Raw genomic sequence first — 16,730 nt, forward strand, 5'->3', positions numbered from 1 at the left:
GCCGTTTTTTACTCCGCTTAAAAGTCGCCCCGTTAGCGTCGGGGGGTGCGCAGGGCGAAGACTAGGCCCGCCGATTTTCAGAAACTTTAAAGGTGCGGGGAACCGTGGACAGTCTGATCGACACGTTGCGGTCGTTGGGGCGCGGTCGGCTGCTCGTGCTGGCTGGGACCGGGCTCGGCATCGTCCTTGCCGTCGCCGGCATGGCGCTTCTGCTGTCGCAGCCGCACATGACGCCGCTCTACAGCGGCCTGGAACCGGTGGAGGCCGGTCGCATCTCCAAGGCGGTGCAGGAGATGGGCGTGCCGGTGAGCGCCGGCTTCGACGGCACGACGATCAGCGTGCCGCAGTCCGAGGTCTCCCGCGTCCGCATGGCGCTGGCGGAGAAAGGCCTGCCGGCGCAGGGCGGCGTCGGCTACGAGCTGTTCGACACCGACAAGCCGCTCGGCATCACCAGCTTCATGCAGCGCATCAACCGCCTGCGCGCCATGGAAGGGGAACTGGGCCGCACCATCGAGACGCTGGCCGGCGTCGAGGCCGCGCGCGTCCACATCGTCCTGCCGGAGCGCGAGGAATTCTCGCGCAGCGCGCCGAAGCCGACCGCCTCGGTGGTGGTGCGCATGCGGGGCCGCGCGGCGATGGACCGGAAACAGGCCCTGTCGATCCGCCATCTCGTCTCCGCCGCCGTGCCGAACCTGAAGCCCAGCGCGGTGACGGTGATGGACTCCTCCGGCGAGCTTCTGCTGACCGAGGACGATGGGCCGGGGCTGGCCTCGGCGCGCACCGATGGCCTGCGCGTGGCTGCTGAAGCCCGCGTCGCCCGCGCGGTGGAGCAGATGCTGACCGCCCGGCTCGGCGCCGGCAATGTCCGCGTCCAGGTCGCCGCCGAGGTCGAGACCAAGCGCGAGGTGGTGCGCAGCCAGACCTTCGACCCCAACAGCCAGGTCGTCCGCTCCACCCAGACCGTGCAGGAACAGGAGCGCGCCCAGGACAGCAACGGCGAGCCGCCGGTCACCGCCGAACAGAACCTGCCGCAGCGCGATGTGCGCGCCCAGCCGCAGGGGCCGCAATCCTCCAACGACAGCAAGCGGCAGGAGGAGACCGTCAATTACGAGATCTCCAACGTCAGCCGCGAGACGGTGATCGAGCCGGGCGACGTCCGCCGCCTCAGCGTCGCCGTGCTGGTCAACGGCACCTGGAAGACCGCCGCCGACGGCACCCGCCAGTACGAGCCGCGCAGCGCGGAGGAGCTTCAGCGCCTGACCGAGCTGGTCCGCTCCGCCATGGGCTTCAGCGAGGCGCGCGGCGACCGGGTGACGGTGGACAATCTCGAATTCGTCGATCTGGCGCCCGACCTGACGCCGCGCCCGCTGGGCGACGAGATCGCCGAGACGCTGAGCCGCAACGTCATGACGCTGATCCAGTGGGTGATCCTGCTGGTGCTCTCCGCCCTGGTCATCCTGGTCGGCCTGCGTCCGCTGATCCGCCGCGTCTTCCCGGCACCGGAACCGGCGGTGGCGGAAACCCCGGCGTTGGCCGCGCCCGCCGGCGGCGCCATGCCGCAGCTGACCGGTCCGGCCATGGCCTCTGCCGCCGCGGCCGGCGGCGGCGCGGCGCTGGCCGACGGCGGGGAGGGGGAGGAAGCCGCGCTCGCCGCCGCGTCGATGGCGCCGCAGCTGGGCATCGAGGAGACCATGGACCAGCTGATCGAACTGCGCACGGTGGAGGGCCGCGTCCGCGCCTCCTCGATCCGGCGGCTGGGCGAGCTGGTCGACCAGTATCCCGACGAGGCCATCGATATCCTGCGCTCCTGGCTCTATGAGGAGGTGGCGTGATGGCCGCCTACCCGCGCTACCGCTTCGACCACGGTTTCGGCGCGCCTGCCCCGGCGGCGGAGCCGGAGGTGACGGAGGCGGCCGATCCGCTCGACCGTCCCACCCTGTCGGAGCGGGAGCATCTGGCCGCCCTTGCCGAGGCCCGCGCGAGCGCGCTGGCCGAGGGACTGGCCCAGGGTCGGGCCGAGGGCGAGCGCGCCGCCTGCGGGCGGATCGAGGCGGAGCTTGCCGCGACTCTCGACGGGCTGGCGCAGCGGATGGCGGCGCTCGACGCCGACCATGCCATCCTGATGGAACGGCTGGAGGCCCAGGGCGCCTTCGTGCTGGTGGCGCTGGTCCGCCGCATGGTGCCGCAGCTGCTCGACCGGGTCGCGCGCGAGGAGGTGGAGCGGCTCGCCGCCGACGCCCTGCGCGCCGCCGGACAATCCCCGCTTCTCACCCTGCGCCTGCACCCGTCGCTCCGCCCTCCGCTGGAGGAGAGGCTGGCCGGGCAGGCGGTCTTCCGCGGCCGCATCGACATCCAGGGCGATCCGTCGCTTGCCGCCGGTGCGATCGAGGCTGATTGGGGCGCTGGCTCCGTCCGCCGCGATCCCGCCGCCGTCGAGGCCGCTGTCGCCGCACTCGCCGACCGTGCCGTCGCCGCCCTGATGCCGGCGCTGTCCCCCGACATGACCTGAACGATCCGAAGCGAGAACCCTCATGCCTCCTTTGAACCTCGACATGCTCGATGACGATCCCAAGCAGGCCGAGAAGGCCGCCGAGAAGCTCGGTGAAAAGCCCTACGACGGCCCGATGAACGCCATCTACAACGTGCCGGTCGACGTGCAGGTCGTGCTCGGCCGCACCAGCATGCTGGTGGCGCAGCTGCTGAAGCTCGGCCGCGGCGCCGTGCTGGAGCTTGAACGCAAGGTGGACGAGCCGGTGGAAGTGCTGGTCAACCACCGCTTGGTTGCGCGCGGCGAGGTGGTGATCGTCGAGGACCAGCGCCTCGGCGTCACCCTGACCGAGATCGTGCGGACGGAGCTGGAGATCGACTGAGGGGAGGTCGTCGCACCGGTGCCCCCTCCCGAACCCTCCCCCACCTTCGGTGGGAGAGGGAACTGCCGCCGCTCCTTCGAGTAACTCCCGCAAGCGTTCTACCCCCTCTCCCGCAAAGCGGGGGAGGGATGGGGAGGGGGCAAGCGCGGCAACTACTCCCCCCGAAAGCCCCCGCATGCGCCTCCGCACCCTCGCCCTCCTCGCCGCCGTCCTCCTCGCCGCCGGACCCGCCGCCGCGGCGCCGCTCGACCTCGATCTCGGTGCGCTGGGGTCGCTGGCGGACGGGGCGAGCCTGTCGGGGCGGATCGTCCAGGGCATCGTGCTGCTGACGGTGCTCAGCGTGGCGCCGGGGCTGCTGATCATGGTGACCTGCTTCACCCGCATCATCGTCGTGCTGTCGCTGCTGCGCTCGGCCCTCGGCCTGCAGCAGTCGCCGCCCAACATGGTGCTGGTCAGCCTCGCCATGTTCCTGACCTTCCACATCATGGGTCCGACGATCGACAGCGCCTGGCAGGAGGGGCTGCGCCCGCTGCTGAACGAGCAGGTCACGCAGGAGCAGGGGCTGGAGCGGATGATCGAGCCGTTCCGCGGCTTCATGGCCTCGCATGTCCGCGAACGCGATCTGGCCGCCTTCGCCGCCTTCACCGCCAAGCCGAAACCGGCGGGCGAGGACGGTGCCGTGAGGGATGAGCGGCCGGTGACGGCGGAGAGCGTCGATCTCAGGCTGCTGATGCCGGCCTTCCTGCTGTCGGAGCTGCGCCGCGCCTTCGAGATCGGTTTCCTGCTGTTCCTGCCCTTCCTGGTGATCGACATGGTGGTGGCGGCGATCCTGATGGCGATGGGCATGATGATGCTGCCGCCGGTGATGATCGCGCTGCCCTTCAAGATCATCTTCTTCGTGCTGACCGACGGCTGGTTCCTGATCGCCGGCAGCCTGATCCGCTCCTACGGGGTGTGAGGCGATGGAAGACCCTGCCGCCCCGGCATCGCCGCCTGCCAGTCTCGCCGACAGCCTGCTGGCGCTGGCCCGCCGCCGCGGCGCCACGGTGCCGGAGGACGGTTCCATCGCCGGGCTGCTCGCCGCCATCGAGCCCACCCCGCTGATCCCGCATCCGCTGCTGCTGGTGGCGGGCGCCGTGATGGCGGTCGCCTTCCGCCACGACCGCGCGCTGGCCCAGCCGCCCGCCGATGGACCCGACGCGCCGCCGTCGTCCGCAGCCTCCGCCGATCTTTCCTTCTGAGGTGCCGCCATGGGAACGCCGATCAAGATCCGTGAGAACTACAAGAGCCTGAGCGGCGTCGAGAAGAGCGCCGTCATCTTCCTGGCCCTTGGCGAGGAGCGCGGCTCGCGGCTGATGGAGCGGCTGGACGAGGACGAGATCCGCCTCGTCAGCCGGGCGATGGCGACGCTGGGCAACGTCACCTCCAATCTGGTGGAGACGCTGATGCGCATCTTCACCGAACGCTTCGCCAATGCCGGATCGGTCGTCGGCTCCTACGACAGCACGGAGCGGATGCTGAACCGCTTCCTGCCGGCCGACCGCGTCACCGAGATCATGGGTGAGATCCGCGGTCCCGCCGGCCGCACCATGTGGGAAAAGATGTCCAACGTGAACGAGGGGGTGCTCGCCAGCTATCTGGCCGGCGAATATCCCCAGACGGCGGCGGTCATCCTGTCCAAGATGCGGCCCGACCACGCCGCCAAGGTGCTGGTCCTGCTGCCGCCGGCCATCCGCACCGAGGTGATCGAGCGCATGATCCAGATCGAATCGGTCCAGCGCGAGGTGCTGCTCGACATTGAATCGATCCTGCACAACGAGTTCATGGCGAATTACGCCCGCACCCACGGCAACGATTCGCTGGAACGGATGGCCGACATCTTCAACCGCATCGACCGCGAGACGCTGACCGAGATCTTCGACGATCTGGAAACGGTGATGCCGGAGCCGACCCAGCGCATCAAGCAGCTGATGTTCACCTTCGAGGATCTGATGCGGCTGGACCGCGTCTCGCTGCAGGCGGTGATCCGCCGCTGCGACACCGGCCAGCTCGCCATCGCGCTGAAGGGCGCGCCGGTGGCGCAGCGCGACCATTTCCTGTCGGTCCTGTCGGAGCGTGCCCGCATGATCCTGCTGGACGAGATCGAGAACATGGGGCCCTTGCGCATGCGCGACGTCAACGATGCCCAGGCCGAGATCGTCCGCACCGCCAAGGCGATGGCCGACGACGGCACCATCATCATCCCGCAATCCGACGACGCCGACACGGTCGTCTATTGAGCGGGGCAGGCAGGATGGAAATCCGCTGAATGGCTGGGCACGACCTCGTTCCCCCGCAGGTGCCGCCGCCCGACCTGCTGGCGGCACGCTTCGCCGCGATGCCGGCGGCCATGCCGGCTGCGGCGGGGGAGACCGGCGACGGCCCCGACGCGGGGCCGGTGGTGCGGCGCCTGCTCGATCTGCTCGACACGCTGGCGCCGGTCGAATCGGCGCTGGCGCGGGGATGCCTGCCGCGTTGCGATTCGACCTTCGGCGCCGGGCTCGCCCTGTTCCTGGCGGCGACGGCGGACGGCTGCCGCGGCTGGATCGCTGCGGATGCTGCGGCGGAACTGTCCGGCCTGGACGGCGGATTGCTGATCGACGAGTGCGAGCGGGCGCTGGCCCCCCGCTTCCAGCCCGTCGAAGGGCGGGTGTGGCGGCTGTCGCGCGTGCCGCTGCTGGAGGGCGGCGACGGGCTGCTCTGCGCCGTCGGGATGGAGGACGGGCCGTCCGACCGCGTCACCCTGGTGCTCCAGGCCCGGCCGCCGCGGCTGGGGCCGGTGCAGCTGATGGCGACGCTGGGCGGTCGGCGGCTGGACGTGACCTTGCGGCTGGCCACCGGCCTGCCGTCGTCGGCGCTGGCCGATCTGCATGAGAGCTTCCGCGCCGCTCTGGCCGATTGCCGGATCGATGGCGTGCTGACCGTCGGACCGCTGGCCGACGCCTGGCTGGGGTTGGACAGGCCGCTTTCCTCCGACATCGCCCTTTGATCGAACCCTCTCTCCCCGCTCTCGGATCCTGCTCTCATACCAGCGGTCATTGATGATGACCGCTGGTATCCGCGCCGACTGGCGCGGCGGCGGCCCATGCCGCCGAAGCTCTTGATCCTGACAGGTCAGGATCAGGAGCCGCTGGTATCAGATCTCCGCCGGCGGCCTCACCAGGGTCGGCCTGGCGGGGGCCGGGGTCGGCATTGTCCCCGGCACGGGCGGCGGCGGTGGCAGGGTCCGCAGCGAGTCATGCGCCGCCTCGCGCATCGCGGCATATCCCTCCTCCGGGAAACGGCTGATCAGCATCCGGTAGGACGCGCGCGCCACCTCCGGACAGCCCAGAATGCGGAACTGGTCTCCCTGGCGCAGCAGTGCCGCGGCCTCATCGGTCTTCGGATGGCCGGCGATGGACGCTGCCGCCGCATACCACCGGCCGTAGGCCGACCACAGGTCCCGCACAGACTCTCCGTCGCACCGCCCCGCCATGAACGCTTTTTCAAGGGCTTGCCGGTAATCGCTGTCGGGCGGTCGTGACATTTGCGCACAACCGGCAAGGGCAAGCAGACAAGCAGCGGCTGCGGTCGCCGGAATGACGGACGCCTTCGTTCCGGACATGGAACCTCCTCCAACACGGATGCCCGGCGACCGTAGGGCAACAGGGTTAAACCAGCGTTCATGTTTGTAAGCGCCGGCTTTCGGCTTCTTCACTGTCGTTAACCATAGATGTCGAACGAATTAATGATTGCTTGTGGCGATCACTGCTGAATCAACTCGGATTTCAAAGTAAAACGGCAGATGAATAAAAATTTATCCGGTATTTAGTCGTATGAAACCCTTAAAACGGCGTAAAACACGTTCGTTGGCTATGTCTATGTGGGTAGCTCATTCTGTTGACACACCGGCTTTCGATGGGTTCTTTTGGGGCTGTGATAAGCATGTGACATGCGCGCAATTGCGTAAAAATCAATGCTTTATCTGCGCTTGCTCGACCATGGAGAATCCAATGCAGGCTTTGCTGATTGAGCCAGCCGATCTGATTGCCGACGCAATCGGTAAACAACTTGCCCTGTGCAAGGTTAACCATGACCGCGTGGACCTGAATGGTTTGCGCGAGCTGGTGGGCGGGCATGGCTCCATCGAGATCGGACATGACGCCATCATCATCGGCGATGTCGGCGACACCGAAGCCTGCGTGGCGATGCTCCGGGCCCGCAACGTCACCGCCGCGATCATCTGCCTGATCGAACGCCGCTGCGCCAACACCACCGCCGGCATCCTGCGGGCCGGGGCGGACGACGTGCTGGTGAAGCCAGTGGTCAGCACCGAGATCCGCGCCCGGCTGGAGGCGATCCGCCGCCGGTCCTACGGGCTGACCAGCAATGCGGTGACCGTCGGCCGGTTGACCGTCTTCCTCGACGGCCGGGACCCGGAGGTCGATGGCGAACGGCTGCGCCTCAGCCAGCGGGAACATGCGATCCTCTCGGTGCTCGCCCTCAACCACCGCCGGGTGGTGTCGAAGGAGCATATCTACGAGGAGGTCTACGGCCTGTCCGGCTCCGACCCGCTGGACAAGGTGATCGACGTCTACATCTGCAAGCTGCGCAAGAAGATCGACATGGCGACCGGCGGCGGCCGCTATATCGAGACGGTCTATGGACGCGGCTACAAGTTCGAGGCGCCGCCCGACCATGTGGCCCCCGACCGGGCCAAGCTGATGCTGGACCGCTGGTCGGGTGCCGGCGGGTTGGCTGGCACCCGCGTTCCCTTCATCCCGCCGGTGGCGCCGCGCGCCGCGGCCCGCGCCGTCGGCCGCTGACTCCGCGTCAGTCCCTCCTCCTGTCCGCCTGTCCGCCCCGATCCCAAGCGTCCGATTTTTTACCCCGGCTTAAACCGGCTCCGTCATCCTGATTTTGCCGCTCGCGCCCCCGCACAGTAGACCGGGAAGGCCGGCGCGATTGGCCCCGGCGTCAGAAAGGCGCCATGCATCTCGCGAATGGAGATACCCATGGCCTCGATTATGACGAACACCTCCGCCATGACCGCGCTGCAGACCCTGCGTCGCGTGACCGGGGATCTGGAGACCACGCAGGACCGCATCTCGACCGGCCTGAAGGTCAACAACGCCAAGGACAACGCCGCCTACTGGTCGATCGCCACGACCATGAAGGCCGACGTCGCCGGCTTCAAGGCGGTCAAGGAGTCGCTGGAGCTGGGCTCCGGCACCACCAACACCGCGTCGGTGGCCTCCAAGAACATCGTCGAGAACCTGCAGACGCTGAAGGCCCGCGTCATCGCCGGCCAGACCAACGGCGTCGACAAGACCCTGATCCAGAACGACGTCGACCAGCTGGTGAAGCTGATCAAGGGCGCCGCCGCCGATGCCTCCTTCAACGGCGACAACCTGCTGCGCGTCACCTACTCCAACGACGGCACGGCCAAGGACAAGAACGTCTCGATCCTGGCCTCGCTGAGCCGCAGCGACAGCACGGTCGACCCGAGCTACATCGAATTCCAGCGCCAGGACATGCGCGTGGAATCGATCGTCGGCAAGGCCACCATCGAGCAGCAGGTCGATTCGACCAACGCCACCAAGGCCAAGGTCGACATCAAGTTCGGCGCGCCCGGCGCCACCTTCATCGACGGCCAGAATCTGGGTCTCGGCGCCCTGTCGCTGACGGTCACCAAGGAGAACGGCACCAAGGTCGACGTGTCGGTCGACCTGTCGGCCCAGACCTACGACACCGATCTCGCCACCACCCAGGGCAACATCGCCACCGCGGTGAACGCCGCCCTGACCACGGCCGGTGCCGATTTCCAGGTCGCCTTCACCGGCGACACGCTGACCTTCACCGACCAGGACGTGAACACCGACGGCAACTTCACCGCCCAGATCTCCGGTCTGTGGGTCGGCTCGAAGGAAAGCGATGCCTTCGGCGGCCTCGCCGATCTGACCCAGATCGACGTGGTCAACAACTCCAAGAAGTCGCTGGAAGTCATCAACTCGCTGCTCGACAGCGCCATCGGCAAGGCCTCGGTGATCGGCTCGATCGAGAACCGCGTGTCGGTGCAGAACGACTTCGTGTCGAAGCTGACCGACTCGATGAACAAGGGCATCGGCGCGCTGGTCGACGCCGACATGAACGAGGAATCGAGCCGCCTGCAGGCCCTCCAGGTCCAGCAGCAGCTCGCCATCCAGGCTCTGTCGATCGCCAACCAGGGTCCGCAGAACATCCTGTCGCTGTTCCGCTAAGTCCCTTCGTGGGCGGCTCCATCGTCCAAACCCCTGGACGATGGCGCCGTCCCGTCGGCCATGCCCGTTCATGCTCCCATCGCAGCGGCGGAGCGGGCATCGCCGACGGCTTCCCGCCCGTCACCCAAAGCCTATCCCCCAAGACCCACCGCAACCGGTCCGGCTTCCCGCCGTCAAGGACCCCACCGCAGGGGTGCGCCCATGAGCATCGCCGCCTACCACCAGACCATCGCCGAATGCGACGATCCGCGAAAGATCGAGTACCGCGTGTTCCTGCGCATCACCCTGGCGCTGGAGGCCAACCGCGAAGCCGATTGGAGATCCGCCGATCTGAAGGATGCGCTGTGGCGGAACCTGGAACTGTGGAACGCGCTGCGCGCCGACCTGCTCGAGGACGGCAACGCCCTGCCGGAGGGTTTGCGCGCCGGTCTGGTCTCGCTCTCCTTCGCGGTGAACCGCAACACCCAGCGCGTCCTGCGCGGCGAAGGAGGAATCGACCTGCTGATCCACATCAACCGGTCGGTGATGCAGGGCCTGCAGGGCGCCGCACAGCAGCCCGCGCGGGAGCTGGCGACGGAGGAACTGTCCTATGGCACTTAAGCTGCGCCTCAAGCCGTGCGAGCGGGTGGTCATCAACGGCTGCGTCGTGCAGAACGAGAACCGCCGCTACACCCTGACCATCTCCAACTTCGCGCAGATCATCCGCGGCAGCGACATCCTGCAGGAGGAGGATGCGGTGACCCCGGTGCGCCGCGCCTATTTCCTGATCCAGAGCATGCTGCTCGACCCGCAGACCGCCGCCGCCGGCAGCGGTGCGGTGGCGGAGATGATGGCGCAGCTCTACACCACCTTCACCCGCCCCGACATCCAGGACCGCATCGCCGCCGCCATGGGCCATGTCGGCGAGCGCGACTATTACAAGGCGCTCTCCGCCCTGCGCCCGGTCATGGAGTATGAGGGCACGCTGCTGTCCGCCGCCAAGGCGGCCCCGGCCGCTCCGGCAGCGCCCCTCCAGGCGGCGCAGGTCGTGCAGATCGACCGCCACGTCGGAGGATGACGCCATGACCACCCCCGTCGCCGGCGTGGCCGGCCCCAGCGGCGAACGCTCTTCCGCCAGCGCCGACATCATCGCCGAGGCCCGCCAGCGGCAGGCCGACCGTCTCCGCGCCGCCCAGGCCGAGACGACCAAGCCGGCGGAGGTGGTGGAGCGCACAGCGAAGGCCGACGCCGCGGAGGCGGAGCCCAGGCATGCCGCCCGGCCCTACCGGGTCAATCTCGACCCCGACACCCGCCGGCTCTACACCGAGGTGCTCGACACCGCGACGGGGGACGTGATCATGCGCATCCCCGCCAGCTACGGCGCGGAAACCGACGCCGCCGACGAGGATCCCGCCGTGCCGCGCGAGGGCGCCGACAATGGAAACGGCGAGGTGAAGGCATGACCACACTCGTCGATCTGCGCGTCGTCAGCCGCAACCACGACCGTTACGAACAGGCGGTGCGCAGCCGCCCTGCGGTGCAGCGGGCCATCTCCTATTTCCAGGAGAATATCGGCAAGGTCTCCAGCGCCGAAGACTTCATGAAGGACGACAAGCTCTATCGCTTCGTCCTGGAGGCGTTCGACCTGGGCAGCCAGGCCAAGTCGCGCGGCCTGATCCGCAAGGTGCTGGAGGAGGGCGTGGGCGATCCGTCCTCCACCGCCAACCGGATGAGCGACACCAAGTTCCGCGAGATGGCGACCATCCTCGGATTCGCCGAAACCGGCGGCGCCAACCTGAAGCAGCCGGCCGTCGTCCAGGCCATCGTCGACCGCTATGTCGACGTGACGCTGGAGGTCGATTCCGAGGCCACCAATCCGGCGGTCCGCCTTGGCCTCTATTTCCAGCGGCGCTCGGGGAACATCACCAACTGGTATCAGGTGATGGCCGACAACGCCCTGCGCAAGGTGGTCTACACCGCGCTCGGCCTGCCGGAGCAGACCGCGCTTCTCGACGTGGATAAGCAGAAGGCGCTGCTGGAAAAGCGGATGGACATCGCGGACCTGAAAAGTCCGGAGAAGGTCGCCAAGTTCCTCGACCGCTTCGCCGCGATGTACGACATGCAGAACGGCGGCAGCGCCGCCGCGGCGTCCATGCCGTCGATCGGCCCGATCTCCCGCAGCGGGCGGGCGTCCGTCATCTCCATCGATCCATCCATCACCATGACGCTGATGAGATTCCCGCGCTTCTGACAAGCCCGCGGGGCTCGGCAGACGGGAGACCCCAGCCTTGCCTCCAGCCGGCACCCCACAGGACAGAGCGGGACGGGACCGCATCCGGCCGCCGGCCACCAGCGGAGCGGCGGCGGTGCGGCTGGCCCGGCCGGCCGTGTCGGCGGAGGACGAGGCGCGTGATGCGCTGCACATCCTGCCGCTGTCGATCCTTCCGTTGGAGACGCCGGGCCTGCGCCGTGCCCGGCTGATCAAGAATGTCCGTCTGGAGACGGTGGCGGAGCTGTTCAACGATGCCCAGACCGGCAGCGGCCAGATCGGCATCAACCAGCTGCCCAAATGCTTCGGCATCGACGATCCGCTGATCCGCCGCGACCTGCGCAAGATCGCGCAGATCGCCGAAGCCGCCAGCTTCGACGTCTACAGCCTGCGGCTGGAGCTTCGCCGGCTGAACATCGACGTGGAGGATTCCGACGCCCTGCGCCTGTCGCAGTCCAAGCGGTCTGAGCTGACCAGCTACATGCGCGTGTTCACCCGGCCGTTGATCGAGCATGTCTACGGCATCCAATGCTCGGAGATCGCCAGCATGGACGAGCTGATCCGGCTGTTCGTCCAGCCCGACGTGGAGGAGGCGCGGCGCCGGCTGCAGCTGACCGCCGACCGGCTCGACATCCCGCTGCAGGAGATCCCGGCCTTCTTGGAGGAGTATGCCGACATCTTCCTGTCGCTTGCCTATTTCAAGCGCTGCCTGGACGACATCGTTCCCGACGTGCAGGGCTTCCTCGGCTGGATGGCGGAGCTGTATCAGGTCAGCGAGGTGCGCCGCGACACCCGCCAGGGCCGGATGCTGGACGAGATCGGCCACGACCTGACCGACATCGCCACCTCCATCACCGGGCGGTTCGAGAGCTTCGACAACCGGTCCCGCGATTTCTGGCACGACATCAACCCGCAGAGCTTCCGCAGCATCCGCGACCTGATCGTCACCCACCATCTGACCATCGGCGGGGTGCTGTGCGGGCTGGCGGTGAAGATGAACCTGTGGAAGCACCGCTTCGCCCGCGGCGGCGGCCCGGTGCGCAGGCTGGAGTTCATCCGGTCGGAAATCCTGCCCGGCCTTGCCCACATCAAGACCATCGAACAGGCGTCGCGCAACAATCTCGGCCGCTGAGGGCCGGCGTCAGCTGCGGTCGTCGTCGGCCGACGGCGCCGGCCGCGACACCACGTAGGTGCCCGCCGCCACCATGACCGTCCCGACGCCGCCGAGCACCAGATAGCCCGGCGAGGACAGGGCGAGGACGGTGAAGCCGGACGACATGCCGGCGACGGCGAAGATCTTCGCCCGGACCGGAATGGCGCCGCGGTCCTGCCACTCGCGCACGGCGGGACCGAAGCGCGGATCGTTGCGCAGCCGCTCGCGCAGGGCGGGGTTGCCGCGGGCATAGGCCCAGCCGGCCACCAGCAGGAAGGGCACGGTCGGCAGCACCGGCAGGAAGGCGCCGGCCGTGGCGAGACCGACCGCGGAATGGCCGATCAGCAGCCAGAGCCAGCGCCTTCCCGGAGGGGTGCCGACATTGTCCGTCTCATCGCGACTGTCACCGTCGTCCACCACCTGACCACCCACGATTGGAATCCGGACGGAATGCTAGCACGCCGCTCCGTCGCCGCTCCAGGGTGTCCGCCACCAGTCCGGGCAACCCCTTAACAGGGCCGCCGGACAAGAAAATCGCGCTCCACGCCCCTCTTCCCAGGGAGGGGAGGGACAGTCACCCCGCCTTGCGGATCACGCCCGGAGCGCCGGCAGCGGCGGTCACCTCCAGGCTGTAGAGCTTCGCCAGAAGCTGCGGCGCCGGCCGGTCGCCGGCCGGGACGGCGAGCGCCGCCGGTGCCGGCTCCGTGGCGGGCGACCGGCGCCGCAGGGCTTCGGCCAGCGCCTGGGGGGAGGGCAGGGGCGGCTCCGCGCCGCCGCCGGTGCCGGCGGTCATCCAAGGCAGCGCCGCCGCCGTCCCGCCGTCCCCCTTGGCCACGGCGGAGCCGTCCCCGTCCTCCAGCAGGCTGCCGAGATGGCCCAGCACGGTGTCGCCCGTGATCTCCTCGAACGCCACCATGGCGGCGCTGCCGATCAGGCCGGGCAGGCCGCCGAACAGGAAGCCGCCAGCCAGCCGGGCCGGGATCGAGATCGTCTCTCCCGTCGCCTCGCGGTAGACCGACGACACCACCGGCAACTGCTGCAGCGGGTTGACCGCGTCGATCAGGTCGTCGAAGCCAAGGCTCATCTTGTCGTCCAGGCTTTCCGCCTTCTCCTTGCGTGCAGGGTGGGGTGACGGCGGGGTGACGGCCTGGGCCGCCAGCCGTGTGTTGACGCTCATGTTTGGACTCCGATGGCGGCGAGCAGCGCGTCCAGGCGCGCGAAGCTGTCGGCGGATGGGGAAGGGTCGTCCTTGCCCTGGCGCAGGAACTCTTCCAGCCGCGGGTGCAGGTCGATGGCGGCGTCGGTCTCCGGGTCGGTGCCGCGCTTGTAGGCGCCGAGCCGGATCATCTCCTTCATGCCGTCATAGATGGCGGCCAGCGCGCGGGCGCGGCCGACGATGCGGTTCTCGCGCGCATCGTGGCAGCCGGGCAGGGTGCGCGACACGCTGCGCAACAGGTTGACGGCGGGATAGCGCCCCTGCTCGGCGATTCTGCGGTCCAGCACCAGATGCCCGTCGAGGATGCCGCGCACCGCGTCGGCGATGGGCTCGTCATGGTCGTCGCCGTCGACCAGTACGGTGAAGATCGCGGTGATGTCGCCGTCTCCGCCGCCCTCGGGGCCAGGGCCGGCGCGTTCCAGCAGGCGGGGCAGCTCGGCGAAGACGCTCGGCGGATAGCTCTTGGCGGTCGGCGGCTCGCCGGCGGCCAGCCCGATCTCGCGCTGGGCCATGGCGAAGCGGGTGACGCTGTCCATCAGGCAGAGGACGTGCTTCCCCTGATCGCGCATCTCTTCCGACACCGTCATGCAGAGCAGGGCGGCCTGCCGGCGCATCAGCGGCGGCTCGTCCGACGTGGCGACGATGACGACGGAGCGGGCCAGCCCTTCCGGTCCCAGGTCGTCCTGGATGAATTCGCGCACCTCGCGGCCGCGCTCGCCGATCAGGCCGATGACGATGGCGTCGGCCTCGGCATGGCGGGCGACCATCGCCAGCAGGGTCGATTTGCCGACGCCTGACCCGGCGAAGACGCCGAGGCGCTGGCCGCGGCACAGCGGCACGAAGCTGTCGATCACCCGGATGCCGCTGTCCAGCCGCTTCCCCACCCGGCGCCGGGCGCAGGCGGCTGGCGGCGGCTGGCGCAAGGCCCGCGGATGCTCGCCATTCACCAGCGGCCCCTTGCCGTCGATGGGCTCGCCCAGCGCGTTCACCACCCGGCCGAGCCAGCCGGGACCGGGGCGTAGGGTGAAGGCGGTGTCGTCGGTGACGGCGGCGCAGCCTTCCGCCACGCCGTCGAGGCTGTCGAAGGCCATCAGCAGCGAGCGGCCGTTGCGGAAGCCGATGGTCTCGCACAGCACACGGCCGCCGCGCAGGGTTTCGGCATGGCATTTGTCGCCGACCGACAGCACGCGCTGCAGCCCGTCGACCTCCAGCGTCATGCCGGCGGCCGAGCGGATTTCCCCGCGCCAGTGGCGCGTCGGCAACCGGTCGAGTTCCGCCGCCAGGGTTGCGAGTGCCGGCATGGGCGCTGTCTCCATCATGTCCGTCGATGGGGTCAGCCTAGAGGAGGGAATTTAAATCCGGTTTTAAACGGGCGGGTTCATCGTCCGCCTCGTGTTCCGGCGAGATGTAATGGAACGAGGTCGCAATGGATTTAGGTAAAATCGGATTCTTTCAGCTTGCCGGCACCCGCCTGGACTATCTGGCGCAGCGGCAGAAGCTGGTCGCCGAGAATGTCGTGAACGCCAACACCCCCGACTACCAGGCGCGCGACCTGAAATCCTTCGACAGCGTGATGGAGGGCATCCGGCCGGTCGAGGCCGCCCGCACCTCCGGCCTTCATCTAGTGAGCACCCGCTCGACCGCCGGCTTCCGCGAGGCGGGCAAGGCGGCCTTGTGGGAGACGACGCCGAGCGGCAACGCGGTGTCGCTGGAACAGGAGATGATCAAGGGCAGCGAGACCCGCGACGCCTTCGCCCTGACCACCAGCCTGTTCCAGCGCAATGTGCAGATGCTGCGCATGGCCTGGCGAAATGGCTAAGGGAAGAACGGCTGACGGCATTCGAGACGGAGACGAGCCATGATGAACGATGCCCTCGGCGCCACGCTGAAGATCGCCGGCGCCGGACTTCAGGCGCAATCGACCCGGCTGCGGGTGGTGGCGGAAAACCTCGCCAATGCCGATTCCACCGCCACCACCAAGGGCGGCGACCCCTACCGCCGCAAGACGGTGTCCTTCGACAGCATGATGGACCGCGGGGTGGGGGCGGAACTGGTCAAGGTCAAGCAGATCGGCCGCGACCGCAGTGATTTCCAGCTTGCCTACGATCCCTCGCATCCGGCGGCGGACGACAAGGGCTATGTCAAGAAGCCCAACGTCCAGCCGCTGATCGAGATGATGGACATGCGCGAGGCCGGCCGCGCCTTCGAGGCCAGCATGAACGTCATCGAACAATCGCGCGCGATGATGACCCGCGTCGTCGACCTGCTGCGCAGCTGAGGAGCCGTTCCATGATCGAGATGTCCGTCGGCCGCGTCGCCGCCGCCTATGCCGCCAACCGCAGCCCCTTCGTCGGCGGCCTCGCCGAGACCCAGGCGGCGGCCTCGCCGCTCTCCAGCGTCGGCCAGACCGACGCGGTGGCGGCCAGTGCGGAAAGCGATTTCGGCGGTTTCCTCGACAAATCGATCTCGCAGGCGGTCGAGACGCTGAAGGAGAGCGAGCGCGTGTCGCTGGCCGCCGTGTCGGGCAAGGCCAGCGCGCAGGACGTCGTGCGCTCGGTTCTGGCCGCTGAGATGACGGTGCAGAGCGTCGTCGCCATCCGCGACAAGATGGTGCAGGCCTATCAGGAGATCATGCGCATTGCGGTTTGAGGGGGCATCGAAGCCGACACCTCTCCCCACGAACGAAGGACCACCCCCATGAACCAGGCCGACGTGCTGGAGGTGCTGCGCAGCGGCATCTGGACGACCCTGCTGGTCGCCGCCCCGCCGCTGATCGTGGCGGTGGTCGTGGGCGTGACGATCTCGCTGGTGCAGGCGCTGACCCAGGTGCAGGAGATGACGCTGACCTTCGTACCAAAGATCGTCGCGATCCTGGTGGTGACGGTGCTGGCGCTGCCCTTCATGTATGGCGCGCTCGCCACCTATGCCGACCGGCTGAGCGACCTGATCGTCGCCATCGACTGAC

The 16,730-nt window shown here is 68.4% G+C and carries 22 protein-coding genes; 18 read left to right on the top strand and 4 right to left on the bottom strand.

Annotated features, from left to right (window positions below):
* The first annotated feature begins 104 nt into the window (after positions 1-104).
* The 7 genes from fliF (at position 105) to A6A40_RS12940 (ending at position 5,898) form a co-directional block, all read left to right on the top strand.
* Positions 105-1,832, top strand: coding sequence for a flagellar basal-body MS-ring/collar protein FliF (gene fliF / locus A6A40_RS12910; protein ID WP_063635739.1), 1,728 nt, complete (start codon positions 105-107; stop codon positions 1,830-1,832).
* Complete coding sequence (locus tag A6A40_RS12915) at positions 1,832-2,509, top strand: FliH/SctL family protein (RefSeq protein WP_063635740.1); 678 nt, start codon at positions 1,832-1,834, stop codon at positions 2,507-2,509. Before fliF ends, A6A40_RS12915 begins: the two co-directional genes overlap by 1 nt.
* 22 nt (positions 2,510-2,531) lie before the next feature.
* A complete protein-coding gene (gene fliN / locus A6A40_RS12920) occupies positions 2,532-2,870 on the top strand; it encodes a flagellar motor switch protein FliN (RefSeq protein ID WP_063635741.1) in 339 nt (112 codons plus the stop codon).
* A 175-nt stretch (positions 2,871-3,045) separates the two neighbouring features.
* On the top strand, positions 3,046-3,828 hold the full coding sequence (gene fliP / locus A6A40_RS12925; protein WP_063635742.1) for a flagellar type III secretion system pore protein FliP: 783 nt from the start codon (positions 3,046-3,048) through the stop codon (positions 3,826-3,828).
* A gap of 4 nt (positions 3,829-3,832) precedes the next feature.
* Positions 3,833-4,111: a hypothetical protein gene (locus A6A40_RS12930; RefSeq protein WP_063635743.1), complete on the top strand. Its 279-nt coding sequence runs from the start codon at positions 3,833-3,835 to the stop codon at positions 4,109-4,111.
* 9 nt (positions 4,112-4,120) lie between these two features.
* Positions 4,121-5,149 (top strand): flagellar motor switch protein FliG, encoded by a 1,029-nt coding sequence (locus A6A40_RS12935; RefSeq protein WP_063635744.1) that lies wholly within the window; start codon positions 4,121-4,123, stop codon positions 5,147-5,149.
* Positions 5,150-5,178: 29 nt separating this feature from the next.
* Positions 5,179-5,898 (top strand): flagellar hook-length control protein FliK, encoded by a 720-nt coding sequence (locus tag A6A40_RS12940; RefSeq protein WP_063635745.1) that lies wholly within the window; start codon positions 5,179-5,181, stop codon positions 5,896-5,898.
* Positions 5,899-6,045: 147 nt separating this feature from the next.
* Here the strand turns inward: A6A40_RS12940 and A6A40_RS12945 are convergent, their stop codons facing one another.
* The gene (locus A6A40_RS12945) at positions 6,046-6,357 is read right to left on the bottom strand and encodes a tol-pal system YbgF family protein (protein ID WP_236783664.1); all 312 of its coding nucleotides are present in this window, start codon (positions 6,355-6,357) and stop codon (positions 6,046-6,048) included.
* Positions 6,358-6,988: 631 nt separating this feature from the next.
* On the opposite strand from A6A40_RS12945, the gene A6A40_RS12950 reads away from it, so the two are divergent.
* From A6A40_RS12950 to A6A40_RS12980, 7 genes are all read left to right on the top strand, one after another.
* Entirely contained in the window at positions 6,989-7,714 is a 726-nt protein-coding gene (locus A6A40_RS12950) for a winged helix-turn-helix domain-containing protein (RefSeq protein WP_236783665.1), read from the top strand.
* Positions 7,715-7,903: 189 nt separating this feature from the next.
* Positions 7,904-9,148 carry a flagellin N-terminal helical domain-containing protein gene (locus tag A6A40_RS12955; RefSeq protein WP_063635748.1) on the top strand — a complete coding sequence of 415 codons (1,245 nt, stop codon included), beginning with the start codon at positions 7,904-7,906 and terminating at the stop codon, positions 9,146-9,148.
* Positions 9,149-9,349: 201 nt separating this feature from the next.
* Positions 9,350-9,748, top strand: coding sequence for a flagellar biosynthesis regulator FlaF (locus A6A40_RS12960; RefSeq protein WP_063635749.1), 399 nt, complete (start codon positions 9,350-9,352; stop codon positions 9,746-9,748).
* On the top strand, positions 9,738-10,205 hold the full coding sequence (locus A6A40_RS12965) for a flagellar biosynthesis repressor FlbT (protein WP_063635750.1): 468 nt from the start codon (positions 9,738-9,740) through the stop codon (positions 10,203-10,205). Before A6A40_RS12960 ends, A6A40_RS12965 begins: the two co-directional genes overlap by 11 nt.
* 4 nt (positions 10,206-10,209) lie before the next feature.
* The gene (locus tag A6A40_RS12970; protein ID WP_063635751.1) at positions 10,210-10,590 is read left to right on the top strand and encodes a hypothetical protein; all 381 of its coding nucleotides are present in this window, start codon (positions 10,210-10,212) and stop codon (positions 10,588-10,590) included.
* Entirely contained in the window at positions 10,587-11,378 is a 792-nt protein-coding gene (locus A6A40_RS12975; RefSeq protein WP_063635752.1) for a DUF1217 domain-containing protein, read from the top strand. Before A6A40_RS12970 ends, A6A40_RS12975 begins: the two co-directional genes overlap by 4 nt.
* A gap of 37 nt (positions 11,379-11,415) precedes the next feature.
* Positions 11,416-12,528: a hypothetical protein gene (locus A6A40_RS12980; RefSeq protein WP_082860813.1), complete on the top strand. Its 1,113-nt coding sequence runs from the start codon at positions 11,416-11,418 to the stop codon at positions 12,526-12,528.
* A 9-nt stretch (positions 12,529-12,537) separates the two neighbouring features.
* Here A6A40_RS12980 and A6A40_RS12985 read toward each other — a convergent pair whose 3' ends face one another.
* The 3 genes from A6A40_RS12985 to fliI form a co-directional block, all read right to left on the bottom strand.
* Positions 12,538-12,981, bottom strand: a complete 444-nt coding sequence (locus A6A40_RS12985; RefSeq protein WP_082860814.1) for a YbaN family protein — start codon at positions 12,979-12,981, stop codon at positions 12,538-12,540.
* A 142-nt stretch (positions 12,982-13,123) separates the two neighbouring features.
* Complete coding sequence (locus A6A40_RS12990) at positions 13,124-13,726, bottom strand: hypothetical protein (RefSeq protein WP_063635754.1); 603 nt, start codon at positions 13,724-13,726, stop codon at positions 13,124-13,126.
* Positions 13,723-15,066, bottom strand: coding sequence for a flagellar protein export ATPase FliI (gene fliI, locus A6A40_RS12995; protein ID WP_063635755.1), 1,344 nt, complete (start codon positions 15,064-15,066; stop codon positions 13,723-13,725). Before fliI ends, A6A40_RS12990 begins: the two co-directional genes overlap by 4 nt.
* 125 nt (positions 15,067-15,191) lie before the next feature.
* Here fliI and A6A40_RS13000 point away from each other — a divergent pair, with 125 nt between their 5' ends.
* From A6A40_RS13000 to fliQ, 4 genes are read left to right on the top strand one after another with little or no spacing between them, the layout of a single operon-like run.
* Positions 15,192-15,584 carry a hypothetical protein gene (locus tag A6A40_RS13000; RefSeq protein ID WP_063635756.1) on the top strand — a complete coding sequence of 131 codons (393 nt, stop codon included), beginning with the start codon at positions 15,192-15,194 and terminating at the stop codon, positions 15,582-15,584.
* Between the two features lie 39 nt (positions 15,585-15,623).
* Positions 15,624-16,043 (top strand): flagellar basal body rod protein FlgC, encoded by a 420-nt coding sequence (gene flgC / locus A6A40_RS13005; protein WP_108546666.1) that lies wholly within the window; start codon positions 15,624-15,626, stop codon positions 16,041-16,043.
* Between the two features lie 11 nt (positions 16,044-16,054).
* On the top strand, positions 16,055-16,414 hold the full coding sequence (gene fliE / locus A6A40_RS13010) for a flagellar hook-basal body complex protein FliE (RefSeq protein ID WP_082860815.1): 360 nt from the start codon (positions 16,055-16,057) through the stop codon (positions 16,412-16,414).
* 48 nt (positions 16,415-16,462) lie between these two features.
* A complete protein-coding gene (fliQ, locus tag A6A40_RS13015) occupies positions 16,463-16,729 on the top strand; it encodes a flagellar biosynthesis protein FliQ (protein WP_014249892.1) in 267 nt (88 codons plus the stop codon).
* Position 16,730: the final 1 nt, after the last annotated feature.

Source organism: Azospirillum humicireducens, assembly GCF_001639105.2.
GTDB lineage: Bacteria > Pseudomonadota > Alphaproteobacteria > Azospirillales > Azospirillaceae > Azospirillum > Azospirillum humicireducens.

What these genes read in the sequence shown, in the direction of transcription:
- A6A40_RS12915 (WP_063635740.1), top strand. Translation starts at nt 1,832, where the DNA reads ATGGCCGCCTACCCGCGCTACCGCTTCGACCACGGTTTCGGCGCGCCT.
- fliN (WP_063635741.1), top strand. Translation starts at nt 2,532, where the DNA reads ATGCCTCCTTTGAACCTCGACATGCTCGATGACGATCCCAAGCAGGCC.
- fliP (WP_063635742.1), top strand. Translation starts at nt 3,046, where the DNA reads ATGCGCCTCCGCACCCTCGCCCTCCTCGCCGCCGTCCTCCTCGCCGCC.
- A6A40_RS12930 (WP_063635743.1), top strand. Translation starts at nt 3,833, where the DNA reads ATGGAAGACCCTGCCGCCCCGGCATCGCCGCCTGCCAGTCTCGCCGAC.
- A6A40_RS12935 (WP_063635744.1), top strand. Translation starts at nt 4,121, where the DNA reads ATGGGAACGCCGATCAAGATCCGTGAGAACTACAAGAGCCTGAGCGGC.
- A6A40_RS12940 (WP_063635745.1), top strand. Translation starts at nt 5,179, where the DNA reads ATGGCTGGGCACGACCTCGTTCCCCCGCAGGTGCCGCCGCCCGACCTG.
- A6A40_RS12955 (WP_063635748.1), top strand. Translation starts at nt 7,904, where the DNA reads ATGGCCTCGATTATGACGAACACCTCCGCCATGACCGCGCTGCAGACC.
- A6A40_RS12960 (WP_063635749.1), top strand. Translation starts at nt 9,350, where the DNA reads ATGAGCATCGCCGCCTACCACCAGACCATCGCCGAATGCGACGATCCG.
- A6A40_RS12965 (WP_063635750.1), top strand. Translation starts at nt 9,738, where the DNA reads ATGGCACTTAAGCTGCGCCTCAAGCCGTGCGAGCGGGTGGTCATCAAC.
- A6A40_RS12970 (WP_063635751.1), top strand. Translation starts at nt 10,210, where the DNA reads ATGACCACCCCCGTCGCCGGCGTGGCCGGCCCCAGCGGCGAACGCTCT.
- A6A40_RS12975 (WP_063635752.1), top strand. Translation starts at nt 10,587, where the DNA reads ATGACCACACTCGTCGATCTGCGCGTCGTCAGCCGCAACCACGACCGT.
- A6A40_RS12990 (WP_063635754.1), bottom strand. Translation starts at nt 13,726, where the DNA reads ATGAGCGTCAACACACGGCTGGCGGCCCAGGCCGTCACCCCGCCGTCA.
- fliI (WP_063635755.1), bottom strand. Translation starts at nt 15,066, where the DNA reads ATGCCGGCACTCGCAACCCTGGCGGCGGAACTCGACCGGTTGCCGACG.
- A6A40_RS13000 (WP_063635756.1), top strand. Translation starts at nt 15,192, where the DNA reads ATGGATTTAGGTAAAATCGGATTCTTTCAGCTTGCCGGCACCCGCCTG.
- flgC (WP_108546666.1), top strand. Translation starts at nt 15,624, where the DNA reads ATGATGAACGATGCCCTCGGCGCCACGCTGAAGATCGCCGGCGCCGGA.
- fliE (WP_082860815.1), top strand. Translation starts at nt 16,055, where the DNA reads ATGATCGAGATGTCCGTCGGCCGCGTCGCCGCCGCCTATGCCGCCAAC.
- fliQ (WP_014249892.1), top strand. Translation starts at nt 16,463, where the DNA reads ATGAACCAGGCCGACGTGCTGGAGGTGCTGCGCAGCGGCATCTGGACG.